At 58.8% G+C, this 21,238-nt stretch carries 15 protein-coding genes; all 15 read left to right on the plus strand.

Annotated elements, in window-relative coordinates; all coding sequences use genetic code 11:
• The first annotated feature begins 87 nt into the window (after positions 1 to 87).
• The 15 genes from Q8M42_RS06950 (at position 88) to Q8M42_RS07020 (ending at position 20,755) form a co-directional block, all read left to right on the plus strand.
• The gene (locus Q8M42_RS06950) at positions 88 to 2,205 is read left to right on the plus strand and encodes a phospholipase effector Tle1 domain-containing protein (RefSeq protein WP_305283830.1); all 2,118 of its coding nucleotides are present in this window, start codon (positions 88 to 90) and stop codon (positions 2,203 to 2,205) included.
• Positions 2,202 to 2,852, plus strand: coding sequence for a DUF2931 family protein (locus Q8M42_RS06955; RefSeq protein ID WP_304870915.1), 651 nt, complete (start codon positions 2,202 to 2,204; stop codon positions 2,850 to 2,852). The genes Q8M42_RS06950 and Q8M42_RS06955 overlap by 4 nt, the downstream gene beginning before the upstream one ends.
• 308 nt (positions 2,853 to 3,160) lie before the next feature.
• Complete coding sequence (locus tag Q8M42_RS06960) at positions 3,161 to 3,898, plus strand: Imm52 family immunity protein (protein ID WP_304870917.1); 738 nt, start codon at positions 3,161 to 3,163, stop codon at positions 3,896 to 3,898.
• A gap of 54 nt (positions 3,899 to 3,952) precedes the next feature.
• Entirely contained in the window at positions 3,953 to 4,087 is a 135-nt protein-coding gene (locus Q8M42_RS06965; protein ID WP_160086094.1) for a type VI secretion protein, read from the plus strand.
• A gap of 19 nt (positions 4,088 to 4,106) precedes the next feature.
• Positions 4,107 to 5,303: a type VI secretion system-associated FHA domain protein TagH gene (tagH, locus tag Q8M42_RS06970; protein ID WP_304870921.1), complete on the plus strand. Its 1,197-nt coding sequence runs from the start codon at positions 4,107 to 4,109 to the stop codon at positions 5,301 to 5,303.
• Between the two features lie 5 nt (positions 5,304 to 5,308).
• Positions 5,309 to 5,791: a type VI secretion system lipoprotein TssJ gene (tssJ, locus tag Q8M42_RS06975; RefSeq protein WP_304870923.1), complete on the plus strand. Its 483-nt coding sequence runs from the start codon at positions 5,309 to 5,311 to the stop codon at positions 5,789 to 5,791.
• 3 nt (positions 5,792 to 5,794) lie between these two features.
• A complete protein-coding gene (gene tssK / locus Q8M42_RS06980; RefSeq protein WP_160086100.1) occupies positions 5,795 to 7,126 on the plus strand; it encodes a type VI secretion system baseplate subunit TssK in 1,332 nt (443 codons plus the stop codon).
• A 2-nt stretch (positions 7,127 to 7,128) separates the two neighbouring features.
• The gene (icmH, locus tag Q8M42_RS06985) at positions 7,129 to 8,010 is read left to right on the plus strand and encodes a type IVB secretion system protein IcmH/DotU (RefSeq protein ID WP_296218377.1); all 882 of its coding nucleotides are present in this window, start codon (positions 7,129 to 7,131) and stop codon (positions 8,008 to 8,010) included.
• Entirely contained in the window at positions 8,007 to 11,546 is a 3,540-nt protein-coding gene (tssM, locus tag Q8M42_RS06990; RefSeq protein ID WP_304870926.1) for a type VI secretion system membrane subunit TssM, read from the plus strand. Before icmH ends, tssM begins: the two co-directional genes overlap by 4 nt.
• Positions 11,546 to 12,274, plus strand: a complete 729-nt coding sequence (locus tag Q8M42_RS06995) for a PP2C family serine/threonine-protein phosphatase (RefSeq protein ID WP_304870928.1) — start codon at positions 11,546 to 11,548, stop codon at positions 12,272 to 12,274. Before tssM ends, Q8M42_RS06995 begins: the two co-directional genes overlap by 1 nt.
• A gap of 10 nt (positions 12,275 to 12,284) precedes the next feature.
• Complete coding sequence (locus Q8M42_RS07000; protein WP_304870930.1) at positions 12,285 to 13,280, plus strand: serine/threonine-protein kinase; 996 nt, start codon at positions 12,285 to 12,287, stop codon at positions 13,278 to 13,280.
• A gap of 54 nt (positions 13,281 to 13,334) precedes the next feature.
• Positions 13,335 to 15,383 carry a type VI secretion system tip protein TssI/VgrG gene (gene tssI, locus Q8M42_RS07005; RefSeq protein ID WP_304870932.1) on the plus strand — a complete coding sequence of 683 codons (2,049 nt, stop codon included), beginning with the start codon at positions 13,335 to 13,337 and terminating at the stop codon, positions 15,381 to 15,383.
• Positions 15,384 to 15,395: 12 nt separating this feature from the next.
• Positions 15,396 to 16,403, plus strand: a complete 1,008-nt coding sequence (locus tag Q8M42_RS07010) for a sel1 repeat family protein (RefSeq protein ID WP_304870934.1) — start codon at positions 15,396 to 15,398, stop codon at positions 16,401 to 16,403.
• A 15-nt stretch (positions 16,404 to 16,418) separates the two neighbouring features.
• Positions 16,419 to 19,808 (plus strand): hypothetical protein, encoded by a 3,390-nt coding sequence (locus Q8M42_RS07015; RefSeq protein ID WP_304870936.1) that lies wholly within the window; start codon positions 16,419 to 16,421, stop codon positions 19,806 to 19,808.
• Positions 19,808 to 20,755, plus strand: coding sequence for a hypothetical protein (locus Q8M42_RS07020; protein WP_304870938.1), 948 nt, complete (start codon positions 19,808 to 19,810; stop codon positions 20,753 to 20,755). Before Q8M42_RS07015 ends, Q8M42_RS07020 begins: the two co-directional genes overlap by 1 nt.
• The last annotated feature ends 483 nt before the right edge of the window (positions 20,756 to 21,238 follow it).

Below are 21,238 nucleotides of genomic sequence, written 5' to 3' on the forward strand. Positions count from 1 at the left end.
ATCGGCATGGAAGTGCTGGTGACCTTCCTCGAAGGCGATCCCGACCAGCCGCTGGTCACCGGTTGCCTGTACCACGCCGCCCACGTCGTGCCCTACGCGCTGCCAGCGAACAAAACCCGCAGCCTGTTCAAAACCCTGAGCAGCCCAGGCGGTGGCGGCTACAACGAGCTGCGCATCGAAGACAAAAAAGGCGCCGAACAGATCTACCTGCACGCCCAGCGCGACTGGGACGAAAACATCGAGCACGACCAGAAAATCCGCATCGGCCACGAACGCCACGACACCGTCGAAGCCAACAGCTACAGCCAGTTTCTCGCCGAAGAACACCGCACCACCCACGCCGACCGCAAGGTGGAAACCCGCAGCAACGACCACCTCACCGTCGGGCAGAAACAGCATGTAAAAGTCGGCGTCGGCCAATTCGTCGAAGCCGGCAACGAAATCCACTACTACGCCGGCAGCAAAGTGGTGATCGACGCCGGCATGGAACTCACCGCCAGCGGCGGCGGTAGCTTCCTCAAACTCGATCCGAGTGGCGTCACCCTGAGCGGCGCGACGATCAAGATCAATTCGGGTGGTGGGCCGGGGAAGGGGTCGGGGATCAACATATTGCCCGCCATCACCCCTGCTGCTGCAGCGATAGCCCTGGCAGGTGACCTGCTTAAAGGCCCCGCTGCCAACACCTTAGTACCACCACCGAAGCCACTTAAGCTGGTCGATACGCTGGAGGAGGAAGAGGAAGAAGAGGAGCTGGAAGAAGAAACGCCCGTAGGCATTACCCTGCGTATCGGCGTGTTCTTTGATGGCACCGGCAATAACCTGGCGAACTCCGCTGTCACCGAGCAGTGCCGCCGTGACGACTTACAGTTGCTAGATGAACCTGCATTACGGGAGACCATCAACTACTGCGCAATCCATGGTTATCGCGACAACAATGCGGCGGGTGTATTCGATAAAACCCCGGATAGCAGCTACGGCAATGGAGCCAGTAACGTGGCGTTGCTGCATGACCTCTATCAGGACGATAGCCGCAACGTCCTTGCCCCCGATACAAAGCAGGCTTTCTTGCGGGTATACCTTGAAGGGATCGGCACTAGCAGTGGCGAGTCAGATTCGCTGCTTAGCCAGGGGACTGGGCTAGGTGGTACCGGTGTAGTCGCACGAGTCGCACAAAGCCCGGAGAAGATCCAGGAGCAGTTAAATCGACTGATGGCTACCAACCCCGAGCTACAAGTCAACAATATCGAGTTCGATGTTTTTGGCTTTAGTCGTGGTGCCGCCGCCGCCCGCCATTTCGCCAATGAACTACTTAAGTCCGGCGGCGGCATAGTGGCTCCTACACTCAATTCGCAGACCCAAGGCTTTCTTGAAAGCTTCAACTGGCATGAGCATGCCAGCATCAACTTTATCGGCCTATTCGATACGGTAGCCGCCATTGTTAACCCGGCGCGCGGCGACCTGAGTCCGGCCAACGAATACAACCCAGGCGTCAACCTGTACCTGCCCGCAGGCTGTGCACGCAAGGTTGTACAACTGGCTGCCCGTGATGAAATGCGCCTTAACTTTGCGCTCAACAGCGTGGCACCGCAGCATCAGGAAATAAGCCTACCTGGGGTGCACTCCGATATAGGCGGTGGTTACCGCAACAGCATGACCGAAAAGTTGCTGATCAGCCGCCCGCGCGCCACCCTGGTAACCCCTGCCCAGCCGCTGGAACGCAGCCGGGCCTGGCGGGAAACCCAAGAAGCTATTGACCTGCTGGAGCAGCGTGGTCTGCCCGGAGAGGGCGAAATTAAACCCGCTAAATGGTTCATTGCAGTACCCGGCCGCGCCAACGAAAACTCACAAACCCAAAGGGCCATGGTCGCGGCGGCCATCACCCGCACAGTGCGGGGGGAGCTATCGCGAGTCTATCTACGCGTTATGCGTGAGTTGGCTGCTCAAAATGAGGTTCCTTTCAAACCAGTTCCCAATACCACCGCAGTTGCAATCCCCGATGACTTGCAGGCTATTGCGGAAAAAATCATGGCCCAGGCTCACAGTGCAATGGGTCGCTTATCTCCCGCAGAAGAACGTCATCTGCACGCCCGTTATATCCATCTGTCCGCACACTGGACGCCAAGCAAAGGGCTGTTAATCAACAAGCCAGCAGAGAACCAACGCGCGGTCTATTCCAATAAGCCACATAAAGGATATCCAGAATGAAACTGCCAGCACCGTTGCTATGGCTAGTAGCTGTTCTTCTAAGTGGCTGTGCCAACGGTCAGGGCCGGCCAGATCTGCCGTATGGCAGTTGGAATATCGGCCTGGGTGCCCCCAGTCACATGGAGGTCTGGGTAGAAAGCGTGGATGTCATTGATCGCCGCGGCTTGGTGTTCGAGCGCGTGCATAGCGGCACGGTATCTTATACAGGCAACCCTGTGGGCTGGCCAAAAAGGGTAGGAGGAGGAGGGGGGAAGTCAATTTCTGGGGTCGATTTGCCGGAGTTTATCTTTGTGCGTTGGCAATCGCTGGCTGAGCCGCAGACCTACAACGTACGCATCAATATTCCGCTGTGGGTGCGAGAAGAGATGCTCAAACCTCGGGAAGTCGCAGACTGCTCACGCAAGGAGCCTAGACCCACAAAGATTGCGTACCTAAGCACCTTCGACATCATTCTAGCTCCCGGCGGCGTCGCCAAGATTTGGTTGACCGGTGGCTGCCTGAAGTCCATCGAACTCGGCCGTTTTGAAGGGAAGATCAGTAAAGATGGCCCCGATATGGGGAACAACAATGGCCAATATGCTTACCCTCCCAGCCCAGAAGCAGAAGCCTATATCAAGAAGTTCGGCATTCCTTATGGAAGCTGGTAAGCCATGCACGCGCTCTGGTTTTTGTTCATTTCGCCTTTGGGTTCAAACACTGCTCATAGCGTGGACAGCTTCAACGACAGGCCAAGCTGGCTCCCTGAAAATAGCCGCAATTTGACACGGAACGTACATCCGACAGGCAGGAAGCCTATGCCCAGCGACACCACCACTCGACCTGTGCTCACTCGCCAGCCCTATAAAAGGCCGGCGACTTTTACGCGTGCCTGTCAAAAAGCTTTAGCTGTCCTGAGGGTCCGGCTCAGCAGCCGCTTCCAGGTTTCCGCCCCCATTATTCGGACCTTCTTGCAGCCATGAGCAGTATCAATCTATCCCTGGCCTTTCGCCTGACCACCTCACTACCCACTGCCCAGGAACATGCCGATGCACTTTGGCAGGTGGCGCAACTGCTGAAACGTTATGGGTTGCCAGAGCATCAATGGCATCCACCTGCGGATACGCCACAGTCATCAATAGCCCTGCAGGCGTTCGAGCCAAGCGGTGCCTCGCAAGCACTTGTAGACGCCGCCTTACAGGCCGAAAAAGACTCGCCCAACGCCTTGGTAGGTAGCTGGCGCAGCCTGGGGGTCTGGAACGGACTGGAGAAAGAGGGCGCTGCTGCATTCGACCTGACCCTGTCGAGCATGCCCAGCTCACCTTGCACCCTGACCTTGCAAACCAAATCACTGCCTAGCCTTGACCAACTTGAGCCACTGATTGAACTGCTGCGTGAACTGATCAGCACATGGCCCTGGCCTGTGACCATGACCTCCATTGGGCCTGCCCGCTATTTCGCCATGCATCAGGTCTTCAAGGATCGCCTGGGGGCCGGCTGGATTCTGTACTTACCGCAAATCATTGCAGAAGACGCACTCTCCACTAGCGCCGGCGTCTTCCCTGTCTCTAGCGCAGAGAAACAGCTTGGAACGCTGATCGCCAGCGTTTGCGATGCGGTCTTCGACGTACGCAACCCCGCGCATATCCAGGCGGCCAACGCCATCGAAGTCAGCCTTGCAGACCGCGATCTGCTGCCACTGCACACGGCACTCTGAATTGATTACCCAACCACTGCTCACCCTCTGCCCTCTGAATACAAGGAGCACCCAATGCTGAAACGCCTCTGGCCAACCGCCCTGCTCGCTCTGGCCCTGTGCCTCTCCGCCTGCAGCGGCAATTACAAGTTCAACGATGACGAATACCGCCCCCTGGGCGAACCGCAAGCAGTGAAACGCGGCAACTGACCGCAAGGAGTTAACAACCATGGAACTGGTCTTCGATGTGGTCAGTGCACAGCAGTTCGTGCCAGGTCTATTGACCACCAAAACCTTCAAGCAGGCCGGCGGCATTATTGGTCGGGCTGAGGAATGCGATTGGGTGATCCCGGATCGCAAGCGTGTGCTATCCAGTCGGCATGCCGAGGTGAGCTATCGCAATGGCTCCTTCTACCTGACCGACACCAGCAGCAATGGCATCCAGCTGAAAGACAGCGGCGCCAGCCTGCGCAAGGGCGAGGCCCAGCGTATCGAGCATGGCAGCGTGTATTGCTTCGGTGATTTCGAGATTCGTGCGCGGCTGATTCAGGACCCGGCCATGTTCGCAGGCGACATCGGCCGTGCGCAGCCGGCCGGCAGCATCATCCCGGACGATGCCTTCCTCGACCTCGATCCGCTGACCGCCATCGATCAGCAGGAGCGCGTGTATGCCGAGGTCGATGACCTGACGGCGATTCTGCGCCCGCATAACGTGCAGGCGCAGCAGCGCGACTACGCGCAGATTGATGAAGAAAACCTGCTGGTGCCAGCGCTGGTAATGCCAACGCCTGAGCCGCAGCCCAAGCGTGCACCGGAACCGGTACGTCTGCCGCCGACCTTCTGGGAAAAATTCGGCGAAGCCCTTGGGGTCAAACTCGATGATCTTGATGACGAGGCCCGCGAAGCCCTGGCCATTCACAGCGCCAAGCTGCTCAAGCAGAGCATCGGCAGCCTGCAGCAAAGCCTGCGCACGCGCAGCGAGCTGAAGAATGAACTGCGCCTGGCCCTGACCACCGTGCAAAGCGCTGGCAACAACCCGCTCAAGCACACCGCCGACAGCAGTGAAGCGCTGAGCGCCCTGTTGCGTGGCGGCAAGGCCGGGCAACTGAGCGCCGAGCAGACCATCAGCCGCAGCTTCCGTGACCTGCAGGCGCACCAGGTGGCGCTGCTCGCCGCCAGCCGTGCAGCGGTCAAGGGCATGTTCGAGCAACTGTCGCCGGAGCAGCTGAGCCTGCGTTTCGAGCGCGAAGGCCGCAAGCCGCTGATCGCCACTGCTGGCAGCCGCTGGCGCGCCTATCGTCGCCTGCACAGTGCCCTGGAGCAGAACGACGACTGGAGCGACCGCCTGTTCGCCCGCGACTTCGCCAACACCTACGAAGAACAGGTTCGCCTGATCGCCACCCTCAACACCGACGTTCAAGGATGATCTCCATGCACCGTTTCACCTGCCTGGCCCTGTTGGCCGCCCTGCTCAGCCTGACCGGCTGCGCGGCACTTTCGCCCTATTCGGATATGACCAAGCTCGACCTGACCCTTAACGGCAGCGATGAGCTCAACCCGGATCTCAACGGCCGCCCTTCACCGATCGTCCTGCGCCTGATCGAGCTGAAACACCCGGTGGCCTTTGAAACCGCCGATTTCTTCTCGCTCTATCAGCGCCCGAAAGAAGCCCTGTCACCGGATATGGTGGTGCTCGAAGAGCTGGAACTGCGCCCGGGCGAGCAACGCGAAATGAAGCTCTCGGTACAACCCGGCAGCCGCTATGTCGGCGTGCTGGCGGCCTACCGCGACCTGCCGGAAAGCAACTGGCGCGTAGTCATTCCGCTGCAAGAACAGGAACGCAACAGCAGCGTGCTGACCCTTGATGCCCTGGGCATCAAGACCCAGGACGACATCAACAAGGAAGGGAAATAAGCCATGGCCATGCATAAAGTGGTCTGGCAGGAAGGCATGCTGCTGCGCCCGCAGCACTTCCAGCAGAACGACCGTTACTACGACTACCAGCTGAAAACCCGCACGCAGAAGCTCGACAGCTACGCCTGGGGCTTTTTCGAGCTGGAGATCGACCGCCAGTTCCTCAATATGGGCAAGCTGGTGGTGAGCAAGGCCAGCGGCATCCTGCCCGACGGCACCCTGTTCGACATCGGCGCCGAGCGCGAGCCGCTGGCCCTCGACGTGCCGCCGAACACCGGCAACACCCCGGTGTACTTGGCTCTGCCATTGGTTACCGGCAACCATATCGAGAGCCGCCGCCCTGAGCAGCAGGACGTGCTGGCGCGCTTCACCGCCTTCGATGAGGAAGTCACCGACTCCAACGCCGGCGACAGCGCATCGAGTCAGGTCAGCTGTGGCCGCCCGGATTTCCGCCTGCTGCTCGGCGAGCAACAGAGCGACCAGGCCTACGTCAAACTGCAGCTGTGCGACGTACTCGATACCACCCCGGACGGGGTGATCAGCATTGATCCGGAATTTATTCCAACCTACGTCAACTTCCAGGCTTCCGGCTACCTGCTCAGCTGCCTCAAGGAAGTGATCAGCATGCTCGCCCACCGTGGCGACATTCTGGCCGAACGGATTCGCGCCACCGGCAAGGTCGGCGGTGCGGAAGTCGGCGACTTTATGATGCTGCAGCTGATCAACCGCTTCGAGCCGGTGCTGCGTCATTACCTGGGCATCGAGCAGGTGCATCCGGAGCAGATCTACCGCGAATTGCTCGGCCTGCTTGGTGAACTGGCGACCTTCTCCAGCGAGATCAAACGCCCGCGCCTGGAAGGCCGTTATCTGCACAGCGACCAAGGCGTGAGCTTCCGCAAGCTGATGGATGCGATCCGCCAGGTGCTGTCGATGGTGCTGGAACAGCACGCCATCGAGATGCTTTTGCAACAGCGTCAGTACGGCATTCAGGTGTCGCCGCTGCACGACCACAAGCTGCTCGCCACCTCCACCTTCGTCCTCGCCGCCAGCGCCCAGTGCGATTCGGAAGAACTGCGCCAGCGCCTGCCGGCACACCTCAAGGTCGGCCCGGTGGAGCAGATCCGCCAACTGGTCAACCTGCACCTGCCAGGTATCAAGGTCAAACCGATGCCCGTGGCGCCACGGCAGATCCCCTTCCACTCGGGGAAAACCTACTTCGCCCTGGAACTGGGCTCCGAGGAACTGGCGCAGCTGGAACGCTCCGGCGGTTTCGCTTTCCACGTGTCCGGCGAGTTCTCCGGGCTTGAGATGAAATTCTGGGCGATCAGGAACTGACGATGACTACCAAGGAAATGGAATACGGCCAGGACGACAAAACCGTCATCCTCAACCGCAAAGGTGATGCCCCGGCGCACAGCCCGCTGACTGACTTCGCCGCGCCGCCAAAATTCGAGCAGCTGGAAGAGCGGATGATCTACGCCGCACGCCTGCGCCCGGCAGAGAGCTTCAATATCAGCCTCAACCCGCTGGTCGCAGCCGCCGCTACCCTGCTCTCGGAAGTGGTGCGCCTCAAGCACAGCTTCGACAGCGAAGACATGCACGCGCTGAACCAGCGCCTGGCCAGCGCCATCAAGCTGTTCGAGCACCGCGCCCTGCATGAAGGCGCGGAAAGCAGCCAGGTGATGGCCGCACGCTACGTGCTCTGCACCGTGGTCGACGAGGCCGTGGTGACCACGCCCTGGGGCAACGAGAGCGAATGGTCGCAGATGAGCCTGCTGTCCTCGTTCCACAACGAGACCTTCGGCGGTGAAAAGTTCTTCCAGCTGCTCGAGCGCCTGTCGCGCAACCCGGTCAAGCACCTGCCGATGCTCGAACTGATGTACCTGTGCCTGTCGCTCGGTTTCGAGGGCAAATACCGCGTACTGCCGCGCGGCATGCTTGAACTGGAAGCCGTGCGTGACAGCCTCTACCGGCAGATCCGCCAGATGCGCGGTGACGTGCCGCGCGAAGTGTCGCCGCACTGGCAGGGGCTGAAAGACACCCGCCGGCGCCTGGTGCGCATCGTGCCGTGGTGGCTGGTGGCGCTGTTTACCCTGGTGTGCCTGGTGGTGATGTATGGCGGTTTCGCCTGGGTATTGGGCGAACAGCGCGAGACTATTTTGCAGCCGTACGAGCAACTCGACCCGTCTGCGGGTGTAAGCATGGATGATCTGAAATGAAGCCTTTTTTCGGCAAGTTAGCCGCATTTTTCCGCAAGACCTGGGTCTGGAGCCTGTGTCTGGTATTGGTTCTGGCGCTGCTGGTGTGGTTTGTCGGCCCACTGCTGGCGGTCAACGATTACAAGTTCTGGGAATCGGCCACCAGCCGATTGCTGAGCATCAGCCTGCTGTTCCTGATCTGGGGCCTGGCCATGGTCTTTGCCAGCTGGAAGGCCACCGCCCGCAAAAAGGCCGAAGAAGACGACGCCGACGCCCAGGAGCGCCTGCGCCGCGAAGGCCTGATCAACGAAGAACAGGTCGAACTGCGCAATCGTTTCAAGCAGGCCCTGCACACCCTCAAGCGCTCCAGCCTGTATCGCGGGCGCAGCGAAAAGTGGCGCAATGAGCTGCCCTGGTACCTGCTGCTCGGCCCACAGAGCAGCGGCAAGACCAGCCTACTGGACTTCTCCGGCCTGGACTTCCCGCTTAACCGCGGTGACCAACAACGCCTGACCAAGGACGTTTCCGGCACCCGTTATGCCGACTGGTATTTCGCCGACCACGCGGTGCTGATCGACACCGCAGGGCGCTACCTGACCCAGCCCGATCCGGCCATCGACAGCCGCGCCTGGGACACCCTGCTGGGCCTGCTGCGCAAACGCCGCGCGCGCCCGCTGAACGGCGTGTTGGTCAACATTCCGGTGGAGCAGCTGCAAGGTGGCAGCGAAATCGAACTGGAAAACCTCGCCCGCCAGACCCGTCAGCGCCTGCAGGATATCCATCAGCGTTTAGGCGCCGATGTGCCGGTGTACCTGGTGCTGAGCAAGGCCGACAAGGTGCTGGGCTTCGATGAGTTCTTCGACCAGCTGTCACGCGAAGAAAGCGATCAGGTACTCGGCGCCAGCTTCCGCAAGGAGCAGAACGCCACCGATGTGCAGGTGATTCGCCAGGAGTTTGAAGAACTGCTGCGCCGCCTCAACAGCCAGGTGATCCTGCGCATGCACCAGGAGCGCGACACCCAGCGCCGTGGTCGCATTCTCGACTTCCCGCACCAGTTGGGCCTGCTCGGCGAGCGTCTGTGCCTGTTCAGCGAGCTGGCCTTCAGCGGCAACCGCTACCAGCGCGCCAGCCAGCTGCGTGGTTTCTACCTGACCAGCGCACCGGAACTGAACGACCAGCTCGACCCGAGCACCAGCAGCATCGGCCGCAACCTGGGCCTGTCCAGCAATGCCCTGCCGACCTTCCGCACCGGTCGTGCACGTTTTATCAATCACCTGCTCAGCCGGGTGATCTTCCCCGAAGCCGATCTGGCCGGCCTCGATCAGAAGGAAGTGCGCCGTATCGACTGGGGCCAGCGCGCCATGTACGCCACCGCTTTGGTGGTACTCGGGGTATTCGGCGTGGTCTGGGCCGGCGGTTTCTCCGGCAACCACGGCCGCCTGGAGCAGCTGCGCGACCTGGCTCAGCAACTGACTCAGCAACACAACAGCCTCGGCGTTCAGGACGATGCCCTGCGCACCCTCAAGGCGCTGGACCACAGCTACGCCGCCACCCAGGTATTCCCGCCGGTGGATGAGGTGTCTTACCTGCAACGCGGCGGCCTGTACCAGGGCGAGAAAGTCGACCCGACGCTGCAACAGGCCTACCGCGCCGAGCTGGAAAACCTCCTGCTCAGCCGCGTCGGTCGCCAACTGGAAGCGCAAGTGCGCGCCAACCTGGGTGACCGCGAGCGCCTGCTCAACAGCCTGCGTGCTTATCTGATGCTCAATCTGGAGCAGCGCCGCGACAAGGCCTTCCTGCAGGAGTGGCTGGCGGCCGACTGGTCGCTGCGTTACGCCGGCAACAGCGTCGGCCAACGCGGCCTGAACGAGCACTTCGAGCGCCTGCTGTCCGAGTCGTTCGCGCCCTACTCGCTGAACGAGCCGCTGGTGGCCCAGGCCCGGCAGATCCTGCGCAGCGAATCGCTGGCCAACGTGGTCTACCGCATGCTTCGCGAAGAAGCGCGCAGCCTGCCGGACTACCGCCTAAGCCAGAAACTCGGCCCACAGGCCGGGCTGTTCGCCGGCAGCGACTACGCCATTCCGGGTTTCTATACCCAGGTTGGTTACCAGAAAACCTTCACCGCCAAGGGCGCCGACCTGGTGCGCGAGCTGCTGCGCGACAACTGGGTACTCGGCGAAGGCGACACCCTGAGCAGCAACGACCTCAGCCGTCTGCTGGTGGAAATGGAGCAGCTGTACTTCCGCGATTACGCCAACTACTGGGGCGAAGCCCTCGCCCAGCTGTCGCTGGACCCTATCGGCAGCGCCGGTCAGGGCGCCCTGCAGCTGGCTGGCCTGACTTCCGCCAACTCGCCACTGCTGCAACTGCTGGTGGAAGTGCGCGACAACACCCGCTTTAAAGGCCTGGCCGAAGCCGCCGATGATGCAGGCGCTGCCGCCGAAGCGCTGCAAGGCGCCAAGGGCAAACTGGGCAAGGCCGCTAAACTGGCCACCGCAGCCGCCGAACAGGCGCAAGCGGCACTGGTGAAAAACCTGCCGGACACCGCGCGCAAAACCCTAGAGCGCCGCTTCGAACCGCTGCACCGCTTGCTCGACGAAAACGGCGGTGCCGGTCCGGAACTGGCCAACACCCTGCAGGCACTGGATGCCCTGCAACTGCAACTGGCCAGCCTGGCCCACGCCAGCGCGCCGGAGCAAGCCGCGTTTGAACTGGCCAAGGCGCGTATGGCCGGCCAACGTGACGCAATCAACCAAGTGCGCAGCAGTGCCGCACGCCTGCCGCAACCGGTCGGCAACTGGCTTGGCCTGCTTGCCGAAGACAGCTGGATGCTGGTGCTCAACGACGCCTACCACTACCTCAACCAGCGTTATAAGAGCGAGCTGTACGCCGCTTACAACGGCTCGTTGAAACAGCGTTATCCGTTCAGCGCACACAGCGAAAGCGATGTGGCGATTGCCGATTTCCGCGAGTTCTTCAAGGCTCAGGGGATTGCCGAACGCTTCTTCGACAACTACCTCAAGCCCTTCGTCAGTGGCACCGCCGGCCAGTACCAGCTGCGCCGCGTGGATGGCCGTGGCCTGCCGTTGTCGCGTGAGTTCCTGCTGCAGATGAGCCACGCGCAAACCATCCGCCGCAGCTTCTTCGCCGAGAACCCCAACGAGCCGAAAGTGCTGTTCAAGCTCGAACCCTACTCGCTGGATTCCAGCCTGGGCCGCGCCGACTTCCGCTTCGGTAACCAGCAGATGGAATACCGCCACGGGCCCATCGTGCAGACCGCTTTCAGCTGGCCGGCCGAAGCCAATGAAGGGCGCACCAGCCTGGTGGTCGAAGAGCTCGGCGGGCGCAAGGTGGGTATCGAGAAGAACACCGGCCCCTGGTCGCTGTTCCGTCTGCTCGACCTGATGAGCGTGGACTATCACAGCGGCCGCGATGTGCTGATGCTCAAGGCCGACCTCGGCGGCCTGCGCGCCAACTACCTGTTGCACAGCCAGCGCTCGCCAAACCCGTTTGACCTGGACCAGCTGCGCAGCTTCAAACTGCCGGCCACGCTCTGATGCAGGAGGTTGCCAACCGCTGGCGCAGCGCTGCGCGTACCGACACCGGCAAGGTGCGGGCGCGCAACGAGGATGCCTTTCTGGCCCTGCCGGAACAGGGCCTGTGGGTGGTTGCCGACGGCATGGGCGGGCACCAGAACGGTGCCCTGGCCAGCCGCCTGATTGTCGAGCAGTTGGCTGAGCCGAGCGCAGGCGATTTGCCGCAGCGTCTGGAGGAGCTGCGCAAGCGCCTGCATTCGCTCAACCGCCGCCTGTGCCAGGAGCTGACCGTCACCGCCGCCCATCCGGACCCGGTGATCGGCAGCACGGTCGTGGCGCTGCTAATCGAAGGCGATCGCGCCGCCTGCGTGTGGGCCGGCGACAGCCGCTGCTACCTGTGGCGTGGCAGTCGGTTGTATCAGCTCAGCCGCGATCACTCGCTGCTGCAGCAACTAATTGATGAGCAGCAACTCAGCCCCAGCGAAGCTGCTCGGCATCCGGCAGCCCACGCCCTGACCCGCGCCATCGGCGCCAGTGACGAGCTGAAACTGGAAATTCTCGAACTCGATGTGCTGCCCGGCGATGCCTTTCTGCTGTGCAGCGATGGCCTCTACCAGGGCCTGTCGGCCGATGCGCTGGGCGCTGCGCTGAACCTGCCCTCGCCACAGCTGACGCTGAATCGTTTGTTCCAGCAGGCCCTCGACGGCCCGGCGCGGGACAACCTGAGTGCGGTGGTGATCCGCCGATGAGGACTCACGGATGAGTGAACAGCTGCTCGACGACCTGCCGCTGGCCAGCCCCCCGGCCAGCGACCTGACCTACTTCGCTCTGGCCGCGACGGCCGCCAAACCGGCCGTGCACGCCCCGCGCGAAGTACTCAGCGAACTGCCGGAAGTACTCGGCGGCCGCTACAAGATCGAGCGTCTGCTCGGCGTCGGCGGCATGGGCGCGGTGTATCGCGCGCGTGACCTGCTACGCGAACAGTTCGGTGACCCCGAGCCCTATGTGGCGCTGAAAACCCTCAGCGATGACTTCGCCGAATACCCGGACGCCAACGCGCTGCTGTACAGCGAGTTCGCCCTCACCGCACGGCTTAATCATCCGCATGTGGTGCGCCTGTTCGGCTTCGAGGTGGATGTATCGAGCCAGCGCGCCTTCCTCACTCTGGAGCTGCTCAAGGGCCTGACCCTCGACCAGTTACTTAGCGAGCGCCCCGAGGGTCTGCCCTGGAGCGAGCTGCAGGAAATCGCCATCGCCCTGCTCGATGCCCTGAGCTATTCACACAGCCTCGGCGTACTGCATGGCGACCTGAAACCCAGCAATGTGATGCTCGCCGAAGACGGCCTGCGCCTGTTCGATTATGGTCTCGGCCAGCCCGTGGAAGGACTGCTGCCTGGCCTGCCACGCTTGTGCCGCAACCGCTTTACCGCCTGGACGCCGCGCTACGCCGCCCTGGAATTGCTCGACGGTGCGCCGCTAACCGCCGCCGCCGACGTCTATGCACTGGCATGCGTGCTGTATGAGCTGGCCAGCGGGCGCCACCCGTTCAGCCGGCAGAGCGCCAAACAAGCCAAGGCCATGGAGCTGGACAAACAGCTGCAACGCCCCGAGCAGTTACCGGCGCATTGCTGGCCCGCCCTGCGCACCGCGCTGGCGTTCGATGAAGCGCAGCGCCGCATCAGTTGTGCGCAGCTGCTTGAGGTATTTCGCCAGCCCACGCCCAGCGGCTGGCGGCGCTGGCTCCGGCGCAGTTGAACGCAGCACGCGCACAGCAGCATCAATGGATGATCTTTTAACAAGGAAATGACTATGTTCAACCCGGCCAATGAAACCCACTTCAGCCTGAGCATCGAAGGCCTTGAGCACGACCTGCAAGTGCTCGAGTTCAGCGGCCGCGAAGCCATCAGTCAGCCTTATCGTTTCGAGGTGGAACTGATCAGCGAGAACGCCGAACTGGATCTGCAGAGCCTGCTGCATCAGCGCGCCTATCTTGCTTTTACCCCAGACGGCTTGGGCATTCACGGCCTGATCTACCAGGTCGCGCAAGCCGAATCCGGCAAGCGCCTGACCCGCTACAAACTGAGTATCGTGCCGCAACTGAGCTACCTGGTCCTGCGCACCAACCAGCGGATTTTCCAGCACCTGACGGTGCCGCAGATCGTTGCCCAGGTGCTGCAGGAACATGGCATCGCCCTAGGTGGTTACCAGTTCCAGCTCGGCCCAACGGTTTATCCCACGCGCGACTACTGCGTGCAGTACGACGAGAGCGACCTGCACTTCGTCCAGCGCCTGTGTGAGGAAGAAGGCATTCACTACCACTTCCAGCACAGCGAGCAGGGCCACGTGCTGGTCTTCGGTGATGACCAGAGCGCCTTCGGCAAACTCGGCCAGCCCACCGCCTACCTGCAGGACAACGGCATGACCGCCGACGAGCCGGTGATCAAGCGCTTCGCCGTGCGCCTGGAAACCCGAACCAGCCGCACCACCCGCCGCGATTACGACTTCGAGCAACCGCGTCTGCTGATGGAAGCCACCTTCAAGGAAGACCGCGACCCCGAGGCCAAGCCGCTGCCGGACCTAGAGGACTACGACTACCCCGGCCGCTTTGTCGACCGTGCGCGCGGTAAACACCTCAGCCAACGCAACCTCGAACGCCACCGCGCCGATTACCGCCTGGCTGAAGGCCGTGGCGATCAGCCGAAACTGCTCAGCGGGCACTTTCTCGAACTCTCCGATCACCCGCGTGACGACTACAACGACCTCTGGCTGCTGCATGAGGTGATCCACCAAGGCAAGCAGCCGCAGGTGCTGGAAGAGTCCGTCACCAGCCATACCGAAGCCAGTGATGGCTTCCAGCAGGGCTACCGCAACCACTTCACCGCCACCCCCTGGGACGTGCCCTACCGCCCGCCATTGGCCCATCCAAAACCCAAGGTGCTCGGTAGCCAAACCGCCGTGGTCACCGGCCCAGCGGGTGAAGAAATCCACTGCGACGAATACGGCCGCATCAAAGTGCAGTTCTTCTGGGACCGTGAAGGCCAAGCCGACGACAAAACCAGCTGTTGGCTGCGCGTGGCCTCCAGCTGGGCCGGTGATGGCTACGGCGGTATCGCCATACCGCGGATCGGCATGGAAGTGCTGGTGACCTTCCTCGAAGGCGATCCCGATCAGCCACTGGTGACCGGCTGCCTGTACCACGCCGAGCACGTGGTGCCCTACGACCTGCCGGCGAACAAGACCCGCACCGTATTCAAAACCCTCAGCACGCCAGGCGGTGGCGGCTACAACGAGCTGCGCATCGAAGACAAGAAAGGCGCCGAGCAGATCTACCTGCACGCCCAGCGCGACTGGGATGAAAACATCGAGCACGACCAAAAGATCCGCATCGGTAACGAACGCCACGACACCGTCGAAGCCAACAGCTACACCGAGCTCAAAGCTGAAGAAAACCTCACGGTGAAAACCGAGCGCAAGGTCGAGGTCAAACCCGACGACCACCTCACCGTCGGGCAGAACCAGCACATCAAACTCGGCACCGCCCAACTGACCAAAGCCGGCCGCGAAATCCACCTCAAGGCCGGACAGAAGATGGTCATCGAAGCCGGCACCGAACTGACGATCAAAGCCGGCGGCAGCTTTATCAAACTCGACCCCGGTGGCATCACCCTGCTCGGCCCAATGGCCAAAATCAACGCCGGCGGCGCACCGGGTAAGGGCTCGGGAATCAAGATCAAACCACCGGTGCTGCCGGGAGTAGCGGATAGCGATAAGGCGGGGAGTTTGTTGGATGAGGCGTTGCTCAATCAGCTTGAGCAGACCAAGAAAAAGCCCAAACGCACGCTCAATTTCTCCGGTTAACAGGGATTAGGAATGACCACCATGACCTCCCGCAATCGCGCACCACTCCAACACCGAGCCACCTCTTCGCTCGCAGCACTCGCCCTCTGTGCTGCAGCACTTATGAGCAATGCCCAGGCAGCGCCGTGTCCAGCCAGTAACTTCGATGACTTCTTCAAGACACTCCAAGACAGGCCGGAAATACGCATGAACCATGTGCGCAAACCACTGACGCTTCAGTGGGTCGAGATGCAAGGCGACCTGCCCCACGTCAAAAACAGCGCAGCTTCCGACCCTGGTCGAGAGCTTCAGGGTGTCTTCGCACTGCAGAAGAGCAAAGGCTTGAAAGCAACGGTAGAGCGCCCCGACCGAGTCATCTTGCGCGATGAGAACGGCGAGTCACTTGTCATATTGGTATTCGAGCAGAAAAACTGCTGGACGCTGAACAGGATCGAGGACTGGTCGCTGGGACAGCAGCTTTACACCACCAGCGCCGCCGATCCGGCTGCCATCGCCATTAAACGAGGTGACCTCTACATCCGTATCGCCGGCGAAACACCATCGAACTCGCTCATCGCGCTTTACGCTTCAGCGCTGGACAACTACCTGTACGGCGCCAGCCTGGGGTCTGCAAAGGCAGCTTACGCCGCCGCGGGAATCAGCCTTTCCGGACAGGCACCGCAGCTGCCCACCCCACGCATGCAGAATCTACTAGAAACCGCTGCCAAGACCATCCCCGAAGCGGGAATCACGCTTGCCTACTTCTACTGCGACGAGGGGGAATCCGGCAGCAACCTCCCCTGCGCAAATCCCGATAAGGCGCTGCAGGCACTGAAGGATATTGCCCGTCTGGATCTCAAAACTGCGCTCGTGGAATTGGGCAACGCCTACGCCACTGGCAATATCGCGGCACCAAATACTTCGCAAGCCCTCGCTTGCTTCCTCGAGGCGCAGTCCATGGGTGCAACCGGCTTGGACAATACCATCGAAAACCTGAAGGCCAAGGGCAGCATCGCCCAAAGCGCTGCCCACTGTCTTTAATGCAGGATGCCCATCATGAGTACCGGACTACTCGAACAACGCGTCAACTACCCCAACACCCAATACGAATATGGTTACGGTGCCAGTGGTAGCGCCGACGCCGACGGAGACAGCCGCAAGGAAATCGACTGCTCACACCTACTTCACCTCATGCTCAAGGATGCCGGCTATACCATCCCCTACCGCTCAACCTCTCAACTAAAAACGGACTCCACGCATTTCGATACGGTTGCCCTGGCTGATGTGCAGCCAGGAGATATCGCACTCTGGACCGGTGCCAGCCTGAACCACACGGGTGTGATTGAAACCATTGGGCCCAATCGTGACCGTGGCGAGTTCTTCGGATCGCAGACCTCAACCGGGCCTAAGTCTGCAAGGTTCGGTACAGGTTCTCCCTTCTGGCCGCTGCCCAGCCAGTACCTACGACCCAAGCCTGAGTTCCGCTCAGGAGCTCAAACCGCTCCCTCCGCTCCAGCTCCGGCACCAGCGGCTGAACCACTTAAGGTAAAGGCCAAACCGATTAACTGGGCATATCCATTCAAGACCGCCGGCGAGGCCAGTAAAGAAGTCAGCGACCCACAGGTATATTTCGATGCCCTTGCCAAGGCCAAAGATGGCTTCTATCCGATGGGTGCCAATGGCCTGTGGCATGGCGGCGTGCACTTTGATGGCAAAACCGGCGCGTTGCTTGATCAGAGCGCTGTACGTTGCATCGCCGATGGCGAAGTGATTGCCTACCGCATAGACGACAAGTATCCCGAGACACCCCATGCCGCCACCATCCACCCAGGTGTAGGGCCAGAGCCGTTGGGCGCGAAGTATTCGACGGGATTTGTCCTGGTCAAGCATCGGCTGACGCTTCCTTCGACGCCGCCGCCAGCAACACCGGCAGGCGAATCATCGCCAACAGACACAACAGCAGAATCGCCTCCAGCAACCCCAGCCGCAGAGGCCGCAGCGGCCAGCGAAGGGCTGATTTTTTACAGCCTGTACATGCATTTGCTCGACTGGAGCAGTTACCAAGCCGCCAGCGCCCCAAAACCGCCTGCGTTTCTCGCGCCGAGCCAGTACGCGGTGAAGCCAACCGCAGACGACCCGCTGTTAGGCTTGCGCGTGCGTGCCTGGCACGACAACGGCACGAGCACGGTGCTCGCCCTGCTGCCCAAAGGCTGCACCGTCACCCTGGGTGAAACCCATCCGCTAAAGCCGCAATTCAAACAACTACTCAGCGTCGATGAAGGCGCAGCAATTCCCGCCTTGCCGGCTGACACTGTCGGCTGGGTGTATGCCCCAGAGCTGACCGGCAACACCGTCGCAGATAAGGCCACAGATACCGAGCAAACCTTAACCCTCAGCCATCAAGGCTTGCGCGTGCGCAAAGAAGGCAAGCTCAGCGGGACGATCATCGGTGTACTGCCGCGCGGCGCAACGCTTAAGGTCGGTGCAAAACAGTCCGGCGGCTATTGCAAGGTGCTGGAGGTGATGGATTATCGCGGCGTTCCCGCGCTGCCCAATGGCCCAGACGGCAAGCCACTGGGCTATGTGTATTTCGATGAGCTCGACGCACAGCAAACCGCACCCAGCGATGTGGGAAATGTTCATCTGTTGCCAGAACCACACACAATCAAAGCCGGTGAGCTGGTCGGCCATATCGGCCTGTACCAGAACCAAGGCGAAGACACCGCCAAGCCGCGTCTGCACCTGGAAGTGTTCAGCTGCGAGGATGTACCGGCGTTTATCGCCAAGAGTCGTACCCTGGCAGCCAGCTTGCCAGCCGAGCAAAAGACCTTGCTGAAAATCCATAAAGGGGCCAGCAAACTGATCCCCCATCGCGAAGACATCAGCGCCAGCAACCCGCCGAAAATTACCGACACGGGCGTCACCGTTGCTGTCGAGTTAACTATTCCTGTGAGCGTGCTGGAAAGCCTGCCCACCGAGCGCAAAATTCAAGTCAGCGAAACCGTACCCGGTAGCACCACGCCGCGCATTACCCGCTGGTGGCGACTCGATAACCTGTTGGCCGACGCAGACGGCAACCGCATCAGCGGCTGGCTCGCCGAACAAGACATGATCACCACCCGGCACAGCCCATGGGAATGGGAGGGTTTTGACTTTATTAGCGAAACCACCTGCAACACCGACCAGCTGGCCTGCCATTTAGAGGCACAACGCCTGCTGACAGAAGAAGAAAAGCCAGACTACCAAGCGCAAATCAGCACCGCCGATCACGGCCCGATCAAAGCACGCCTGTACGACATCATCGACGGTGCCGATGGCAGCGTGCGCGATAACATCCTGAGCGTAAGAGAGATCAAAGCAGCTCTGAGCAAACCCTGGTACGCCCAGTCCATTTCCCGCTTGATCACCCACTACGAAAGCGAGTGGTTCTGGCAGGATGCCAAATGGGATGAGCTGGATAAGTTGATGAAGCACACAGAGGAAGATCCAAATCCACAGTGGGTTAAAGAGAAAGCGCGGATTAAAAAGCTCAGTTGGTGGAGTGAGATGACGGATAAGCAGGGGATTAATGCGGATGGGAAGGTTTGGCATTTTCATACACCGGCATTGCTAGAGAATTTTTCTTCCAACGGGTGTCTATGTAAAAACAAGCTAACAAAAGAACAGCTTCGCGCAATCGCTCCTCACGCGTCCTCAATCAATATTGATCTTTATATTGATCCGATCAATGAAATGTTTGATAAATTTAAAATTGACCATTGCATCAGCCGAGCTCATGTTCTCGCACAAATGCTGCATGAAAGCGGTAGTATGAATTTTGTAACTGAAGGACTTAATTCAAATGCACCGCTGCCTGCCTATCATCCATACATTGGCAGGGGCTTATTACAGATAACATGGGAGACAAATTATCGCACGTACGGAAATTATATTGGCGAAAATTTCATTGGCCATCCACACTATTTGAAAATGTCTCAACCGCCCCACTGCGTGGTATCGGTCGGATGGTTCTGGAGTGAATTTAAGAACTTAAACAGATTCTCAGACAAAGACGATTTCATTTATCTAACATATCTAATAAACGGTGGATTTAATGGCTACGACCATCGGCTCTCGTTTATTAATTCCGCAATTGAAGAGCTTAAAATAAATTCCTGCACCAAGATGAACATAAATGGATTTTATAATTTAGAAGATAGCGAGGCATATAATAAAGCAAAACCGTCTTTCGCATGGGGACTTTGGAGCGACCCGGGCTCAAGCTCCTCCGGAAAAACGAAAGATAAGGCCCAAGCCATTGCTGGCTATTCACGGTATATCGAAATATACAACACCACACAAAGCGTAAGAGATGACACAATCACCAAGTATTACTCATCCACTCGAAGAGCGTTACAGGCAAAAGAGTATGCTGAACAACGCATAGAAATATTGAGGAACTCTTGATGTTTAAATACATATCCCTGGTGATATTTTTCACTTTATCGATTTGTGTACAGGCAAACGACTGCACCTACGATTTTGATCAAGATAACAAATGCGATTCTTACACCGTGACGCCTTTGAGTGAAGCCGAAGGATTGAATTTATTAACTATATCTCTGGGCAGCGGAAATAATATTTCTGGAATCTTCAATACAGGCTCAGCCGGAATAACCTCCGGATATTTTCCCGGAGAAATAATAGTACCATTAGATTTTTACTCGCCGAAAACAGTGCAGCAAAGCACATATACATTTCGCTGGCATGACGGCCTGAAAAACTGGGTGCTTATCAAAGAGTCTAATTGGGCTGAGCCTTATCGAGATGAAATATATTCACTAAGTGAAGAATCCATCCCTAAAGAGGCGCAATTTCCTACTGAGTTTGAAGTTAACCGCATTAAATGTTGCATTTTACTATCTGATTTCAAAGAGCAAATGCCGAGATACCAAATATTAAATGAAGAGCAGAGTGTAGCAGCTATAAATGAAGACATAGACTACTTAAAAACAATGCTCAAATCAGGAAAAGAAAGCCCTTTGTTTTACAAGGCAGCACCTGCAAACGAAGAAAATAGAAAGCCCATACCGGCAGATTTAATTTACGAAATAAGCACCGCTCTTACAACTCAAAATGTAGCACCCATAAATAATTATGCTTTTTATATGCAACAAACAGGTAGCCACATACTTGCTACCATTGTATTTCGCAGCATTTATAAAAAATACCCGCAACGCATTGTGACCAAAATAAATCTAGCGGACAGTTACTGGGAAATAGGTTTCAAAGAAGAATCTTGTCACCTATACGGCGAATATGTCAAAGACATGATGTTGGCCGGAAAGAAATCGTTAGTTCCAAGTCGCGCTTACTCGCGGTCTGACTGCAGCATTTATCCAAAAAATAAGTAATCCAAATCTGGCGCGTTAACCCGACGAGAGCAAATAGGGGACAGACCACTATTACGCACAAGGAAACCGTGGTCTCTCCCCTATTGCTAAAGGTTTAAAAGGACAAGCCGCGAAATCATATTTAGATGCTGCATGCGAAGAAATTAGGCAATTTCACATCACAAGAAAACAACAATACAAACTTTTCATGCCAGTCTATGAATTCATGAAAAGTGAAGTAATACGAATATCTGGATCACCCGCAAACATTGAAGAATATGGAACTCTTACCTGGGAAACAACTGACAGTAAGATTCAAGACATTGTCGTTGACCTAATATATAGAGGCGACTATACGCCAAACACTAGGGAAATTCTGAAGAAGACTTCCTGATTTTGGCAAAATACCCCGGATTCCACCCGCTGAGTTTTCCGATGAAGCAGATGACCTTCGCCGATGCCGAGTACGCCGGCAAGCGCAAGCAGACCCGCAAAGAGTTGTTC

Origin of the sequence: Pseudomonas sp. (assembly GCF_030684895.1) — a bacterium.
Classification (GTDB): Bacteria; Pseudomonadota; Gammaproteobacteria; order Pseudomonadales; family Pseudomonadaceae; genus Aquipseudomonas.